The organism is Streptomyces sp. NPDC048436, assembly GCF_043200355.1.
Lineage (GTDB): Bacteria > Actinomycetota > Actinomycetes > Streptomycetales > Streptomycetaceae > Streptomyces.
On the sequence record NZ_JBICXP010000014.1, the window covers coordinates 70057 to 84733 of the forward strand.

The 14677-nt window shown below is 69.5% G+C and carries 13 protein-coding genes and 1 tRNA gene; 5 read left to right on the forward strand and 9 right to left on the reverse strand.

Annotated features, from left to right (window positions below; genetic code table 11):
- Nucleotides 1–3 precede the first annotated feature (3 nt).
- The gene (locus tag ACGFX9_RS33855; RefSeq protein ID WP_393482123.1) at nucleotides 4–492 is read left to right on the forward strand and encodes a carboxymuconolactone decarboxylase family protein; all 489 of its coding nucleotides are present in this window, start codon (nucleotides 4–6) and stop codon (nucleotides 490–492) included.
- 86 nt (nucleotides 493–578) lie between these two features.
- On the opposite strand, the gene ACGFX9_RS33860 is transcribed toward ACGFX9_RS33855, so the two are convergent.
- Together ACGFX9_RS33860 and ACGFX9_RS33865 are read right to left on the reverse strand one after the other, a co-directional pair.
- Nucleotides 579–2075 (reverse strand): aminopeptidase P family protein, encoded by a 1497-nt coding sequence (locus ACGFX9_RS33860; RefSeq protein WP_393482126.1) that lies wholly within the window; start codon nucleotides 2073–2075, stop codon nucleotides 579–581.
- A gap of 122 nt (nucleotides 2076–2197) precedes the next feature.
- Nucleotides 2198–3631 (reverse strand): PP2C family protein-serine/threonine phosphatase, encoded by a 1434-nt coding sequence (locus ACGFX9_RS33865; protein ID WP_393482129.1) that lies wholly within the window; start codon nucleotides 3629–3631, stop codon nucleotides 2198–2200.
- Nucleotides 3632–4170: 539 nt separating this feature from the next.
- Between ACGFX9_RS33865 and ACGFX9_RS33870 the strand changes: the two genes are divergently transcribed.
- Nucleotides 4171–4848 (forward strand): bifunctional DNA primase/polymerase, encoded by a 678-nt coding sequence (locus ACGFX9_RS33870; protein ID WP_393482132.1) that lies wholly within the window; start codon nucleotides 4171–4173, stop codon nucleotides 4846–4848.
- Between the two features lie 57 nt (nucleotides 4849–4905).
- On the forward strand, nucleotides 4906–5481 hold the full coding sequence (locus tag ACGFX9_RS33875; RefSeq protein WP_393482135.1) for a hypothetical protein: 576 nt from the start codon (nucleotides 4906–4908) through the stop codon (nucleotides 5479–5481).
- Nucleotides 5482–5685: 204 nt separating this feature from the next.
- On the opposite strand, the gene ACGFX9_RS33880 is transcribed toward ACGFX9_RS33875, so the two are convergent.
- The 3 genes from ACGFX9_RS33880 to ACGFX9_RS33890 form a co-directional block, all read right to left on the reverse strand.
- Nucleotides 5686–6663 carry a DUF5926 family protein gene (locus ACGFX9_RS33880; protein ID WP_393482137.1) on the reverse strand — a complete coding sequence of 326 codons (978 nt, stop codon included), beginning with the start codon at nucleotides 6661–6663 and terminating at the stop codon, nucleotides 5686–5688.
- A gap of 97 nt (nucleotides 6664–6760) precedes the next feature.
- A complete protein-coding gene (locus ACGFX9_RS33885; RefSeq protein ID WP_393482140.1) occupies nucleotides 6761–7387 on the reverse strand; it encodes an ATP-binding protein in 627 nt (208 codons plus the stop codon).
- Between the two features lie 62 nt (nucleotides 7388–7449).
- Nucleotides 7450–8262 carry a glycerophosphodiester phosphodiesterase gene (locus tag ACGFX9_RS33890; RefSeq protein ID WP_393482143.1) on the reverse strand — a complete coding sequence of 271 codons (813 nt, stop codon included), beginning with the start codon at nucleotides 8260–8262 and terminating at the stop codon, nucleotides 7450–7452.
- A 186-nt stretch (nucleotides 8263–8448) separates the two neighbouring features.
- Between ACGFX9_RS33890 and ACGFX9_RS33895 the strand changes: the two genes are divergently transcribed.
- Both ACGFX9_RS33895 and ACGFX9_RS33900 read left to right on the forward strand, forming a co-directional pair.
- Nucleotides 8449–9933, forward strand: coding sequence for a S1C family serine protease (locus ACGFX9_RS33895; RefSeq protein WP_393482145.1), 1485 nt, complete (start codon nucleotides 8449–8451; stop codon nucleotides 9931–9933).
- A gap of 42 nt (nucleotides 9934–9975) precedes the next feature.
- Nucleotides 9976–10060, forward strand: a tRNA-Ser gene (locus ACGFX9_RS33900).
- A 135-nt stretch (nucleotides 10061–10195) separates the two neighbouring features.
- Here ACGFX9_RS33900 and ACGFX9_RS33905 read toward each other — a convergent pair.
- The 4 genes from ACGFX9_RS33905 to ACGFX9_RS33920 all read right to left on the reverse strand — a co-directional run bounded on the left by ACGFX9_RS33905 (nucleotide 10196) and on the right by ACGFX9_RS33920 (nucleotide 14634).
- A complete protein-coding gene (locus ACGFX9_RS33905) occupies nucleotides 10196–11605 on the reverse strand; it encodes a tyrosine-type recombinase/integrase (RefSeq protein WP_393482148.1) in 1410 nt (469 codons plus the stop codon).
- Between the two features lie 60 nt (nucleotides 11606–11665).
- Entirely contained in the window at nucleotides 11666–11854 is a 189-nt protein-coding gene (locus ACGFX9_RS33910) for a helix-turn-helix transcriptional regulator (RefSeq protein WP_393482151.1), read from the reverse strand.
- A gap of 441 nt (nucleotides 11855–12295) precedes the next feature.
- The gene (locus ACGFX9_RS33915; RefSeq protein ID WP_393482154.1) at nucleotides 12296–13771 is read right to left on the reverse strand and encodes an ATP-binding protein; all 1476 of its coding nucleotides are present in this window, start codon (nucleotides 13769–13771) and stop codon (nucleotides 12296–12298) included.
- A gap of 2 nt (nucleotides 13772–13773) precedes the next feature.
- A complete protein-coding gene (locus tag ACGFX9_RS33920) occupies nucleotides 13774–14634 on the reverse strand; it encodes a bifunctional DNA primase/polymerase (RefSeq protein WP_393482157.1) in 861 nt (286 codons plus the stop codon).
- Nucleotides 14635–14677: the final 43 nt, after the last annotated feature.

Genomic DNA, 14677 nt, shown 5'->3' on the forward strand with positions numbered 1-14677 from the left:
GCCATGACGAACAACGCCACCGCCACGCAGACCACCGCCCCGCACGCCCCCCGCCTCAACTTCGCCAAGGCCGCGCCCAAGGCCTTCAAGGCGGTGATCGGCCTCGACGCCGCCGCCCGCGACGGCCTCGACCCGGCCCTGGTCGAGCTGATCCAGATCCGCGCCTCGCTGCTCAACGGCTGCGCGTACTGCCTCCACATGCACACCTCCGACGCCCGCAAGGCCGGCGAGGACGAGGCACGCCTGCACATGGTCGGCGTATGGCGCGAGGCGAGGAACTTCTTCACGGAGAAGGAGCAGGCGGCCCTCGACCTGACCGAGGCCGTCACGCTCGTCGACCGGGGCGGCGTCCCGGACGACGTATACGCCCGCACGGCCGAGCAGTTCGACGAGACGGAGCTGGGCCACGTACTGGCCCTGATCTTCACCATCAACACCTGGAACCGCATCGCCCTGAGCACCGCGAAGGTGGCGGGCGAGGACGAGCGCTAGGCCCCCCGGAAACGCAGAACCGGGCCTCTTCAAAAGAAGAGGCCCGGTTCAAAAAGCGGCTCAATCCTTCAGGTCAGCCCTTCAGGTCAGTCCTTCAGCTCGGCCATCCACGCCTCGACGTCATCCGCACGCCGCGGCAGCGAAGCCGACAGGTTCTTGTTGCCGTCGGCCGTCACGAGGATGTCGTCCTCGATCCGCACGCCGATCCCGCGGTACTCCTCCGGCACGGTCAGGTCGTCCGCCTGGAAGTACAGGCCGGGCTCGACGGTGAGGCACATGCCGGGCTCCAGGACACCGTCGACGTACGACTCGCGGCGCGCGGCGGCGCAGTCGTGGACGTCCATGCCGAGCATGTGGCCGGTGCCGTGCAGGGTCCAGCGACGCTGAAGGCCCAGCTCCAGGACGCGCTCGACCGGGCCCTCGACGAGGCCCCACTCCACCAGCTTCTCGGCCAGCACACGCTGCGCGGCGTCGTGGAAGTCGCGGTACTTGGCGCCCGGCCGCACGGCCGCGATGCCGGCTTCCTGGGCCTCGTACACGGCGTCGTAGATCTTCCGCTGCAGTTCGTCGAAGCGGCCGTTGATCGGCAGCGTCCGCGTCACGTCGGCGGTGTAGTACGTGTGGGTCTCCACACCGGCGTCGAGAAGCAGCAGCTCCCCGGAGCGCACGGCGCCGTCGTTGCGCACCCAGTGCAGCGTCGTGGCGTGCGGGCCCGCGGCGCAGATCGAGCCGTAGCCGATGTCGTTGCCGTCGACGCGGGCGCGCAGGAAGAACGTGCCCTCGATGTAGCGCTCGCTGGTCGCCTCGGCCTTGTCCAGGACGCGTACGACGTCCTCGAAGCCACGGGCGGTCGCGTCGCACGCCTTCTGCAGCTCGCCCACCTCGAACTCGTCCTTGACAAGACGGGCCTCGGAGAGGAAGACGCGCAGCTCTTCGTCGCGCTCGGCGGTGACCTTGTCGGTCAGCGCGGCTTCGATGCCCGCGTCGTAGCCGCGCACCACACGGACGGGCCCGGTCGCCTCGCGCAGCGCCTCGGCCAGCTCGCGCACGTCGGAGGCCGGGATGCCGTGCAGCGTCTCGGCCTCGGTGAGGGAGTGCCGGCGGCCGACCCACAGCTCGCCCTGGCCGTCCAGCCAGAACTCGCCGTTCTCGCGGTCGGAGCGCGGCAGTAGGTAAATGGTCGCGTCGTGGCCGCTCGTGCCGTCGGCGAAGTCGGACGGCTCCATGACGAGGACGCCGTCCTCCGTCTGGTTGCCGGTCAGGTACGCGTACTCGACGGAGGCACGGAAGGCGTACTCGGTGTCGTTCGAGCGGGTCTTGAGGTTGCCCGCGGGGATCACGAGACGCTCGCCCGGGAAGCGCGCGGAGAGCGCGGCGCGACGGGCCGCGGTGTGCTCGGCCTGGGCGATCGGCCGCAGGTCGTGCAGCTCCGTGTCGGCCCATCCGGACTTCATGTTCTCGGCGAGCTCATCGGAGACGCCCGGGTACAGGCCGTTCTTGCGCTGCTTGATCGGCTCTTCTTCGGACTCGATCTCCAGGGTTTCCGGGGTCTCCGGGTATTCCGGATTGAGCTCCTCCGACACGATCTGCCTCCTATGTACGACACTGGGCCCCCTCCATCGTACGGGCGTACGGAAGGGGGCCCAGAGCCGGAAGGCCCATTACATGCCGTATCCCCAAAGTCACTCGAAACGGACGGCGGGGGTCACTCGAAACGGGCCGCGAGGAGCACCACGTCCTCGTCGCTCTCGATCGCGTCGAGCCCGTCGGGAAGCACCGTCCGCAGTACGTGATCGGCGATCGCGGCAGGGTCGCCGCGCACCGCCTTCGGCACACTCGCCGCCGCCGCGTGCAGCCGCGCGAAGGCCCGGTCCATCGGGTCGCCGGTGCGGTGCAGCAGGCCGTCCGTATAGAGAAGCACCGTTTCTCCCGGCTCCGCCTTGAACTCCACGCTCGGCGCCTCCCAGCACGCGAGCATCCCCAGCGGCGCCGACAGCGAGGTCTCCACGAACTCCGTGCGCCGCTCACCGATCACCAGCGGCGGACTGTGTCCGGCCCCGGCCAGGACGATCTTGCGCTGGGCCGGCTCGCAGTACGCGAAGAGGGCTGTCGCCGACCGGGCTGGCTCGGTGAGTCGAAGCAGCAGCTCCAGATCGGACAGTACGGCGACGGGGTCCTCGCCCTCCATGACGGCGTACGCCCGCAAGGAGGCCCGCAGGCGCCCCATCGCGGCGACGGCGCTCGGCCCGGACCCGGTGACGGAGCCGACCGCGAGGCCGAGCGCGGCGTCGGGCAGCGGCAGCGCGTCGAACCAGTCGCCGCCGCCGCGCGCGCAGGTGCGGTGCCGGGCGGCGAGCTGCACTCCTGCGACCCGCGGCAGCCGCGGGGGCAGCAGCTCTTCGCGCAAGGTGGCCTCCGTCGTACGGGCGCGGTCGAGTTCGAGCAGCAGCGCCAGGTGCTCGGCGGCATGGCGTGTGTAGAGGCCGACGAGGTGGCGCCGGCGCTCGCCGGGCTCCGCGGGCTCGTCGTACAGCCAGACCGCGGCACCGATGCGGCCCGCCGCCTCGGTGGACAGGGGCAGGGCGTAGCTGGCGGCGTAGCCGAGGCGGGTGGCGACTTCGCGGTGGCGGGGGTCGAGGCCGCTGTCGGCGAGCAGATCGGCGTCGACGATCTCCGTCTCGGCGCCGGCCGGTGCGGGCGGCGCGTCCAGGAGCCGCCCGAAGGCGGTGGCGGCGCGGGGCACCGTCTCGATGTGGCCGAGGTCGGCGCGGGTGAGGCCGAGGCCGATGGTGGTGTCGGGGCCGAGTCCGTCGGAGGGCTCCAGGACGAGCAGGCCGCGGCGGGCGCCGACCAGAGCGGCTCCGGCGTGCAGCAGTTCGTGCAGTGCGTCGTCGAGTGTGGCCGTGCGGGCCAGGCGTTCGGTGAGCTCTTGCAGCGTCGTCAGATCGGAGATCCAGCCCGCGAGCCGGTCCTGGATCATGGCCGTTGGTGCGCCTTGGGCCTGCGGGGCAGGCGCGACAGTGTGGGCTGGTGACGGAACAGTTGAATCGATTCCGGCCACTTTCGGGAGGTGCGGAGGGTTCATGGCTGACGGCTTTCCGGCCGGTGCGTATTGCTCAATAGCATCGCAAACCCCCATGTCATTCTGCGCCGCTAGCAATGTTCTCCACATCTACACGCACTGGTGAGGGGATGTCCAGCATTGTCCCGCTGGGATTCCTGGTGTCCGTGGGAATTCTGTGGCGTTCCAGCGATCTTGGTAACTTGGCTCAAAAATGCCTGAGGCGACAACATATTGCGATCGACTGGGATTGTTGAAGAAGGGGTACCTCCCAAGCCCTCAGGCACGGGAGGCGCGTCACAGCGGCCGTGATGGGTACGTACTCGGTGATGACCAGGGGCAGTTGAGATCAGCCCGGAACCTGGCGACGGACCCGGGCGTCTTAACTCACGACGACCGTGCCCCATCCTCCCGTGGGGGAGGCGGCAAGAAATACGCGGGACAGCAATCGCCAGGCACCGCCACCCCACGCCACGCTAACGCTCGGCCCCTAGGGGTTCCCCATGCCGCAGGCTGGGGTGTGATGCGCCAGTTCTACGCACAGCGAAGTGATCCACACATGGTGTGATGTGGCCCGCCGTGTTCCTCGGCGTGTAAACGGAAAGGAACGAGCGCTCATGCGCGAGATCCTCGGAAGGCGACGCAGGCTCTTGTCCAGGCTCATCGGCAGGAAGTCCGACCGGAGTCCGGGTCTGAACGGCACAGCCCTGACCTTCGCCACGGCATGGAAGTGGCCGGTGGTGCCGGGCGTCGGGCTCGACCGGCGCGACAGCACCCGCTGCGCCTGCCCCGACCCCGACTGCACGGTGCCAGGAGCTCATCCCCTCGACCCCGGTCTGCTGGCCGCGACGACCGAAGAGCGCATGGTGCGCTGGTGGTGGACGAACCGCCCGGACGCGCCCATCGTGCTCGCCACCGGCGCCAGCGCCCCGTGCGCCGTCAGCCTGCCCGCGATCGCGGGCGCGCGCGCCCTGTCGGCGCTCGACCAGATGGGCATCAGGCTCGGCCCGGTCGTGGCGACGCCCGCCCGTCTCTTCCTGCTCGTCGCGCCTTACTCCATGGAGCAGTTGGGCGAACTGCTGTACGCCAAGGACTGGGTGCCCGGCTCACTGCGCTTCCACGGAGAGGGCGGTTATCTCGCACTGCCGCCGTCCGAGACGGGCCAGGGTCCGGTGCGCTGGGAGCGGGCGCCGCTGCCCGGCTCGGCGGCGCCCTGGGTGCCCGATGTCGAGGCCGTGGTGGACGCGGTGGTGGACGCGCTCACTCGTACGGGTGTGAGCGCGCCCGAGTTGTAAGGGAAATGGGCGCGCGGCGAGCCGGGCGCCCATCAAACGTCGTTACTGTCAGGGACCATGAACCCCCGCCTGATCGCGCTCCTGGGCGTCGTGGCCATCACGGTTCTCCTGCCGTTCGCCGGCGCGTCCGCGGGGCCTGTGGGCGCCGGTGGAGATCCCGACGCGAAACAGCCCTCTACGGAGAAGTCGACTTCGGAACAGTCTCCCGTAGCCGCGTCGTCCGAAGAGGCGCCTCTTGGAGGGGCCTCTCCTGAAGGGGCGTCTCCCGGAGGGGCGTCTCCTGGACAGGAGGCCGCCGCCCAGTGCGGACCCGAACTCACCTCTCCCAAGGGCATCGAGGCCCAGACGTGCGTCCTGACCCAGGGCGACGACACCTGGGCGCGGACGTACTACCGGAACATGACCGGTGATGAGCTGAGCGCCGTACTGACCGTTATGGGCCCAGGCGCACGCACCGTACAGATGCATTGCGCGGTAGGCGCGGAAGACGAGCCGGGGGCATGCGAGACGCCACGGGAGCGCACGGCGGGGAATGCAGCGGCGTATTCGGCGGTGGCCGAGTTCGCTGACGGGAGTGACGGTCCGCTGCTCCTGCGCTCCGGGAGCAACTCCGGGCACCCGAAGGCCAGTTGAGACCGCAGGTCAGGCCGATTACCGGGCCGGACATGAAAGCGCCCGGTTGCTGGCGACGGGGGATGCACCAGCAACCGGGCTACCTGAACGGTAACAAGAGATCTGCTCTTGGCAAATTCGATCTCGGATATCCGGACAGGGATTTGCCTGCGACGACGGGGAGTTGTGACAGGAGTCACCCGTTCCCGCCGACTGACTGGTGGGTCAGCTCAACGTCACCTGGCGGTTGGTGAGACCGCCGCGCGCCCTGCGCTCCTCCGGCGTGAGCGGTGCCTCGTCGGCGAGCGCCGTCGCGAGCCGCTCGGCGAACTCCGCGGCGGGCTTCTCGATGTCCTCGGCGCCCATTCCGGTCGGCAGGTCCCACACCGGCACGGTCAGACCGTGCGCCCGGAAGGAGCCGACGAGGCGCGTGCCCTCGCCGAGGCTCGACGTGCCGGCGGCGTGCAGCCGGGCGAGCGCGTCCAGGAGCTGCTCCTCGGCGTGCGGCATGACCCAGCGCAGGTGGTTCTTGTCCGGGGTCTCGCACCAGTACGCGGAGTCCACGCCGGAGAGCTTCACGGTCGGGATGGCGGCGGCGTTCGCCCGCTCCAGGGAGGCGGAGACCTCCGGGGAGGTGTTCGCCGAATCCCCGGCGGACGGCACCCAGAACTCGAAGCCCGCGTGCACGATCGGCTCGAAGACGCCCTCGGGGTCGAGGATGTCCTGCAGGCGCGGACCGTCGGCGGGGGCGCGGCGGGCCTTGACCGGCGAGCCGGGCTCGGCGGTGAGGGCGCGCTGGAGGGTGTCGGCGAGGTCGCGGCTGATGTCGCCGGAGGCGGTGTCGTTCTGCAGGCCGAGCAGGACGGAGCCGTCGTCGCGGCGCAGGGCGGGCCAGGCCATCGGCAGGACGGTCGCCAGGGAGACGGAGGGCACGCCGTCCGGAAGGCCGCCCTTGAGGGGCAGTTCGACGGTCGCCGCCGGGACGAGCTCGCGCAGCGCCACCCAGTCGCCCTCACCGGGCAGGCCCTCGAAGGGGCGGTGTACCAGCTCGGTCACCGCGTGCGCGGCGGCCCGGCCGTGACAGGCCTTGTAACGGCGACCCGAACCGCAGGGGCAGGGTTCGCGGGCTCCGACGACCGGGACCTCCCCGTCCGTCAGCTGCGGCTGCTGCTTGCCCTTGGTCTGAGGGCGCTTCTTGGCCATCTTGGGTGTCTCCCGGATGCGGCTTTCCAGCGTGGCTCTTCGTACGTCTGGGGCGTACGGGCGCGAGCCTAGCCGCTCACCCATGGGGCACCGGGATTCAGCCTGAGTCAGCCGAGGCCTCGAAGGGGTCCGCGTACGCGAGGTCGGGTATCGCGGCGGCCGAGGGGGCCACGACGCGCGTAGCGAAGTCCTCGTGACGGTGCCCGGCATGTACGACGACCCACACCGTGACCTCGCCATGGGTGTCGTCCCGCACGCCCCACGTGTCGGCGAGGGCCGTGATGATGTTGAGCCCGCGACCGCCGTGCGCGGTGACCGAGGGCGTGGCCGGAACGGGACGGGTCGGGCCACCGCCGTCCGTCACCTCGACCGTCAGCCGGCCTGATGTGTCCACGTGCCAGGCGGCCCTGACGTCACCGTCGCCCACCATGCCTTCGCCCAGCGGCCTGCCGTGCCGACAGGCATTGCTGAGCAATTCCGAAAGGATCAGTACGGCATCGTCGATGACCGATTCCGGCACCCTGTTCCCGCGCAACTGATCACGCATCCGGTGCCTTGCTTCTCCCACGCCCGCAGGGCCATGGGGTACGGCCATGCTCGACGACGCGGGCACCTCCCGTGCCACCACCAACGCCACCCCCGAGACCTCCTTCGCCCCACGCCACGGTGTGAATGCCCCAATGGACTGGACCGGAAACCGGCCAATCCTTGTGCGGTGACGCACTCGTAACGATCGAATACGGACCGAACGCGCCGGTGCACTCCCTGTAATCGACGGGACTCCGGTTAGCGGCGGCCCAATTGGGTCAGTACTTGCTTGGGGCGATTGGTGATGATCGCTTCGACCCCGAGTTCGGCGCAGAGCTCCACGTCACCGGGCTCGTTCACGGTCCACACGTGCACCTGGTGTCCCGCGCGCTGGAGTTTGGCCACGTAGGCGGGGTGGTTGCGGACGATCCTCATGCCAAGACCCGCGATCCGCACGCCTGCGGGAAGCCGCCCGTCGCGATGGCGCGGCGAGACGAACTGCATCAGATAGACCGTCGGCAGAGTAGGGGACGCGGCCCGCACCCGGTGCAGGGAGCGCGCCGAGAAGCTCATGACGCGTACGGGAGAGGGGCCATCGGCGGGTGGGGAATCCAAACCGAAGCGCTTCAGTAGAAGAAGCAGCCTTTCCTCGACCTGGCCCGCCCAGCGGGTGGGGTGTTTGGTCTCGATGGCCAGCTGGACGTTGCGCCCCGAAGCATTGCTTTCGGCCACCAGCTCAAGGAGCCGCTCCAGGGTGAGGACGGAGGTGTCCTCCCAGTCGGGGCCTTCGTCGGCCTCTCCGTGGATGGTCTTCCAGGAGCCGAAGTCGAGCGTGGCGAGATCGGCGAGCTCCAGGGCGGATACGGCTCCTCTGCCGTTCGACGTCCGGTTCACGCGGCGGTCGTGGACGCAGACGAGATGGCCGTCCGCGGTGAGGCGTACATCGCACTCGAGTGCGTCGGCGCCGTCCTCGACCGCCTTCTTGTACGCGGCCAGCGTGTGCTCGGGGGCGTCTTCGGAGGCTCCGCGGTGGGCTACGACCTGGATCTGTTGCTGTCGTGCGAGGGTCACCGCGTCATGGTGCCATCACGGGGTACCCACACGAGAGCCCATGGGTCGGCGCACACTGCGCCGGATCCACAGGATCGGCTTATGGTGCCCTGACAGCCCATGGGAAAAGCTGACCGCAGACACATGCACAGTTGGGCACAGCCAGGCCGTGACCGAGAACGACAGCGTGGACCGAGGAGAAGAGCTGTGAGCACCGAGAACGAGGGCAACGAGGTACCCCCGGCCCCGTCAGCGCCTCCTGTGCCGGTGGAAACTCCCGCTGCTTCCGCCGCCCCCGCAACGCCCGCCCCCGGGTCACCGGGCCCAGGGTCACCGGGCCCCGGGGCGTCGGCATCCGGGGCACCCGGCCAGGAACCCGCGGCGCACCAAGCCCCCGCGCCCCCCGCGCACGCCGGTGCCACCGCGGGCGCGCCTTCGCACGCTCCCGGTGCCGGCGCCTGGCCTCCTCCGCCGCCGCCCGCGGTCCCCTCGTACGCCCAAGGGGGCGGCTCCGGCTCCACATGGGGTGCCTCCTATGTCGCGCAGCACCCGCAGGAGCCGAAGCGCGCGGGCCGCGGCGGGCTTGTCGCAGCGGTGCTCGTGGCCGCTCTGGTCGCGGGCGGAGTCGGCGGCGGCGTCGGCTTCTGGGCCGCGGACCGGAACGACAACAGCACGGGCTCGACCACGGTGTCCGCGTCGAACACCCCGGCGGACCTCAAGCGCGACCCCGGCACGGTCGCCAATATCGCGGGCAAGGCGCTGCCCAGCGTCGTCACCATCGAGGCGCAGGGCGGCAACGGCGAGGGCGGCACGGGCACCGGCTTCGTCTACGACAAGCAGGGCCACATCCTCACGAACAACCACGTCGTGGCCTCGGCGGCCGAGGGCGGAAAGCTCGCCGCGACGTTCTCGGACGGCAAGAAGTACGAGGCCGAGGTGGTCGGCCGTGCCGAGGGCTATGACGTGGCGGTCATCAAGCTCAAGAACCCGCCTGGGAACCTGAAGCCGCTGCCCCTCGGCAACTCCGACAAGGTGGCCGTGGGCGACTCGACGATCGCCATCGGCGCCCCCTTCGGCCTTTCGAACACGGTCACGACCGGCATCGTCAGCGCCAAGGACCGCCCGGTGACCTCCAGCGACGGCGCCAGCAGCAAGAGTTCGTACATGAGCGCCCTGCAGACCGACGCCTCCATCAACCCGGGCAACTCCGGCGGTCCGCTGCTCGACGCGGGCGGCGCGGTCATCGGCATCAACTCCGCGATCAAGCCCGCGGAGAGCGGTGGCGGCCTCGGCGGCGGTGGCGGTCAGTCCGGCTCCATCGGCCTCGGCTTCGCGATCCCGGTCAACCAGGCCAAGTACGTGGCCCAGCAGCTGATCAAGAACGGCCAGGCCGTCTACCCCGTGATCGGCGCCTCGGTCTCCCTGGAGGAGAACTCGGGCGGCGCCACGATCTCCCGGGAAGGCGCGAGCGGTTCGCAGGCGGTCACCCCGAACGGTCCGGCGGACAAGGCGGGCCTCAAGCCCGGCGACGTCATCACGAAGCTGGACGACACGGTGATCGACAGCGGCCCGACCCTGATCGGCCAGATCTGGACCCACAAGCCGGGCGACTCCGTGGAGATCACTTACAAGCGCGACGGCAAGGAGCACAAGGCCGAGGTGGTCCTGGGCCAGCGCAAGGGCGAGAGCTGACCCGCTACTCTTGTCCCCGCACCGCCTTGATCGGCGGTGCGGGGTGGGTTGCCCGAGCGGCCTAAGGGAACGGTCTTGAAAACCGTCGTGGCGAGAGTCACCGTGGGTTCAAATCCCACACCCACCGCAGCAGGTCAGCGAACGTGCTGGTCAAAGGGCGCGAACCCGAATGGGGTCGCGCCCTTTCTGCTCAGCCTGTCTCACCCCGTATCGGGGGTGTACCACCTCTGACCAGCACGTGCGGGCCATACGCGGGCCAGGATCAGCCCCCGTCCGAGGTATCCAAGCCCGCCTGAATGAGCCGGTTGGCGTGGTCCGAAGAGCCTTTCAGGATCTTGGCGTAGAAGCGGTAGAGCACGGCGATGCTGTGGCCCGCGCGGTACGCCACCTCTGCCGGGTCGACGCCCTGTTTGATCCACAGCGATACGGCGGCGTGGCGGAGGCTGTACGGAACGTCGGCCAACTTGGACTTGGCCTCTGTCGGGTTGAGGACGGCTTCGCGCGCCTTTCCCCAGAGCTCGCAGTACTCCGTTGACCGGACTCGTCCACCGCCAGCCGCACGGAACAGCCGACCGTCCGGGGCGGCGCCGTATCGCGTGAGGTGTGAGCGCACCATCCGGACGTACACCGGCGGGATCGGCACGGAACGCACAGCGTCCTTCGCCCGGTGCTTCAGGCCACGCTTGTCGTGTGACTTGCCGCTGTCCGTCCAGCCTGCTCCGACTTCGGGGTGGCTCTCCGAGACGAGAACTTCGCCCCAGGCGTCGGGCCTGTCTTCGGGCGGCAGGTTGAAGTCCTCCTCGCGCAGGGCCGCAGCTTCGGCGGGACGTGTGGCTAGGTAGTAGATCGCGCCGTAGAACGCCTCCAAATGCTCACCACGGGCGCCCTGATCAGACACAGCGGTGAGCAGATCGCGGGCCAGCCGGGGGCCGGGTACGTACCGGAAGTCGACCTCATCCGACGTGGTGGGTGCGGTCCAGTCGACCGCGAGGAAAGGGTGACGGGACAACAGCGCGCGCTCCTCTACGGCGTACCGAAACGCGTTGCTCAGGACCATCCGTTTCCGGTTGGCCGTGTTCTCCGCAGCCTTTTTCCCGCTCAGGAGCTTGGACAGAGCAGTGAATGCCGCACGGACCTGTTCCGGTTTCGCGGCATCAACGACCTTGAGGGAATGGGAGGCGATCCAGTCGAGGGCCTTCCTGATCTCATCCGGGACGTCCTCAGCATCACAGCGCGCCACGTACTCGCCGGTCTCGGATTCCACGGCGCGAAATGCCCACTGGTACAGCGCCTCCCGCAGAACTCCGGGGTCAGGCCGCCCCTTCTGCGTGGTCACGAACACCGGGGTGACGACGGCAAGGGATTCGGCGATGCTCGCCCGGTGCTTCGCCGCAGCACTTGGCCACTTCATCAGGGCGTACGCCTTCGCGTGCTCGAACCAGGTCGGCATGGAGAGTGCGGCCCACTCCTTCTCGGGCAGGCCGGTTTCCATGTCGAACCGTTGGCCGCCCTGTAGGGCGGCCATGAGCTGGGACCGGCGTCCGTCCGCCTGTGGTTTCGTCAAATAGCTCTTGGAATGCGACTCGGGGCCGACGAACCAGCGCACTTCCCATGGCCGCGGGCGTCCGGAGCGGCGGCGGATGGACCAGAAGACGACGTCGAACGTGAGCATGTTTCTCCAGGGCAGAAGAGAGCCCGCCCCGGGATGCGGGGCGGGCTTGGGAGGGTGTCGTCAGATGGCGCGTGCTTCGCAGCGCTCCCACCAGTCGTCAAGGTCAGCACGTCGAACGCGCAGTTGACCGTTGGGGAGCTTGCGGAGGCGGGGAGCCTGGCCGCGGGCGCGCATGCGGTAGAAGGCGGCGCGGCTCATGCCGATCTCGGTGAGGACTTCTGGGAGCTTGAGCATCTGGGGGCGTACCACGGCCGACTCCTTTGAGGCTGAGGGCATCGAGGTCTCGTGTCTGTCCGAGGTGCGGATTTCTGCGTCACCGCGTCATCCGCGTCATTTGTTGGTCTGACCTGCGGTTTTGAGTGACGCAGTGGTTTCGGGGTGTGTCACTAGCGCGTCATCCCTCCGTCACTGGTGACGCAGGTGACGCGGGATGACGCAGTCGTAGCCGTCTGCGTCACCGCTTTCGCCGCTGGTCACCGGCCGTTTCCCGGTGTCCGGTGACGCGGGTGACGCAGGACTCCTCTCTTAGGAAAAAGAAGGAGAGGTTCTGTAGGTGGTGAGGCGCGGCTCAGAACGTGAAGAAGGAGCCGCTTCGCGGCGCGACCCTCGGGCGGCGCGCTGCGCCGAACAGCAAGAAGAGCACCGGGCGCGGGGTGCTCTTCTTGCTTGTTCACCACGAGGCGCCGCAGATCAGAACGCCGCTTCCTGCTGCTCCGTGGGCGGCCCGACCCGCCGGGCCATCTCGATGTAGCGGGCGGTTTTTGTGCGGCCCCAGTCGATGAGGACGCCGCGGGCGGCGAGGGTCGGCTGAAGCCGCTTCAGCCGGTCGGAGAGGACCTTGCCCGTGGTGGGCCACCCCTTGGGCAGGGGGCGGAAGTCCTCGCCGGTGTAGAGCTGGGTGAGGCAGTGCAGCCACTCGGCAGAAGCCATCCGCTGCTCTGCCCCTACGTCCAGGCCAGCGGCGTGCTTGAGGACAGTCTGCGCGAGAAGGTCGCCCTCGATGACGTCGTCGTTCAGGTCGTCCAGGCTGGCCCGGTAGGCGTTGAGCGCGCCGAGCCCGGTGGCCGCATCGAGCTGCGCGCACAGGTGCGCGAAGTCGGCCATCCGCAGGTCGGTCGGGATGTCGGCATCGGCGCCACGAACATTGACCGTGAGGTCAAGGAGGGACCCGAGCACCACGGGCAGGATCTCTTCGAACTCCGCCCACAGCTCGGCTTCCGTGCGCCGCACGCGGGGGCGTTCGAGTCGGAGCGGCAGCAGGCGTTCGGCGAGGTCGGGGCGGATGACGCCGACATCGATGCCGGTCATGAGCAGGGGACGGCGGTAGCCGACGCGGAAGACGTCCCCATCGGTGAACAGGGCGCGCTTGACGTTCTCGGCCCCAGTCACGATGCAGCACATGGCGTCGGCCAGATCCGGGGTCATGTGAGAGAGGTTGTCCAGGGCGGTAACCCACCCAGCCGCCACGGCCGCAATCAGGTTCTCCTCATCCTTCGGCGCGCGCCGCAGGTCGCCGCTCATCCCCTCGATGATCCGTACGAGCATCCGCCCACCGGTGGACTTGCCCGCGCCCTGTGGGCCGGTGAGGAACGGAGCAGGGACGGGAACAGAGGGGCCCAAGCAGCCGATGAGCCAGGCGATGGCCAGGCACTCGGTCTCTGCGGTGGCGAAGTTGCACAGCCTCATCAGGAGATCGATGCCCTTGCCCTCGGTGGCCTTGACCGGCAGTGGGAGTTCCCCAGTGAGCTGGGTGCGCCGCCAGCACACCTCACGGGGGTCGGGCGTGAGGATGTCCCAGCCGGTGGGGTGGATGCGGACGGACTGCCCGTCATCGCGGCCCAGGTCCAGCCACGTCGCCCCGTCGAATCCGGGGGCCACGCGGATGTACACGGGCTGCACACCCTCGTACAGCGCGAGTGCCTCGATGAGGTCCAACGCCTCTTTGAGCGCGGACCCGTTGAACACGCCGCACCCGTCCTTGAACAGGCCGACCATGAGTTCCTGCCGGTGGCTGCCCGTGGTGCCCTGCGAGCGGATCGGGCGGGCCACGGGGTGGCCGTTCTTCTGCGCGTACACGGTGCCGTCGCCGGTGCGGAAGTACCGGAAGTGCGCCTGCGCGTACTCGGTGATGACCTCGCGTGCTGGGGTCTTTTCGTCGTCGGACATGGTCACAGTCCCAACTTCGTGCGGGCGTTGGTCCACGCGTCGGCGCAGTGCCGGGGGGACTCACCCTTGGCCTGCGCGGCGGTGAACAGTCGCGCCGTGTGCGTCTCGGTGAGGCAGCCGCACCGGCCGTGGGTGGAGAGCACGGCAAGGAACGTGCGGTAGACGGTGGCGTGGACCGCGCTGCAGGCCTCGGTGATGCGCTGCTCGGCCATGGCGATGCCACGCTCCAGGTAGGCGGGCGTGCGGTGGCGGCACTCGCCGCCTCCTGCCGGTGCGGGCCCGGGGATCGTCTGCGGTGCGGGCCGCACGGCGCTGGTTTTGCTCACAGCGAGCGCGCGCACCACGTCCGGTAGCGCGGTCATGGTGCCGGTGCCGGGCCCGAGCCACCGCGTGTAGGCCATCGTGGACTTGATGTCGACGCCGTCGCGGACGGCGTTCGCGGACTGCATGGTGCCGCGGTAGATCCAGTGCTGTCCGCGCGTGGTGGCCACGGTCCGGGTGGCTGGCAGGGTCCGGCCTGCCCAGGTGACGGCGTCGGGGGTGTCGAGGTCGACGACGGTGAGGCCCGCGCCGCCGGGGTGGTAGGCGATGGCGGCGGCGTCGCGCCACGCACGCGCCCAGGCAGGCGAGTTGATGACGCTCGGGTCGGTGGTGGCGGCGGCCCAGCCGTGGCAGGGGGCCGGGCAGGTGCAGGGCCCGGGGGTCTTCATGTGCGGGCGCCCGCCGCACGAGGCGTACAGGCACGCGGGGCAGTTGGCGAAGGGCACCTTGCCCTTGTGCAGCGGCAGGACGGGCAGACCGTCGGCCGCGAGGCTGAGGGCGGTGCTGAGGTGGTCTCGCCGGATCAAGGCGGGTTGGGTCATGCTGGGGTTTCTCCTGTTTCTCTCGAAGGGACGGAGAGCCGAG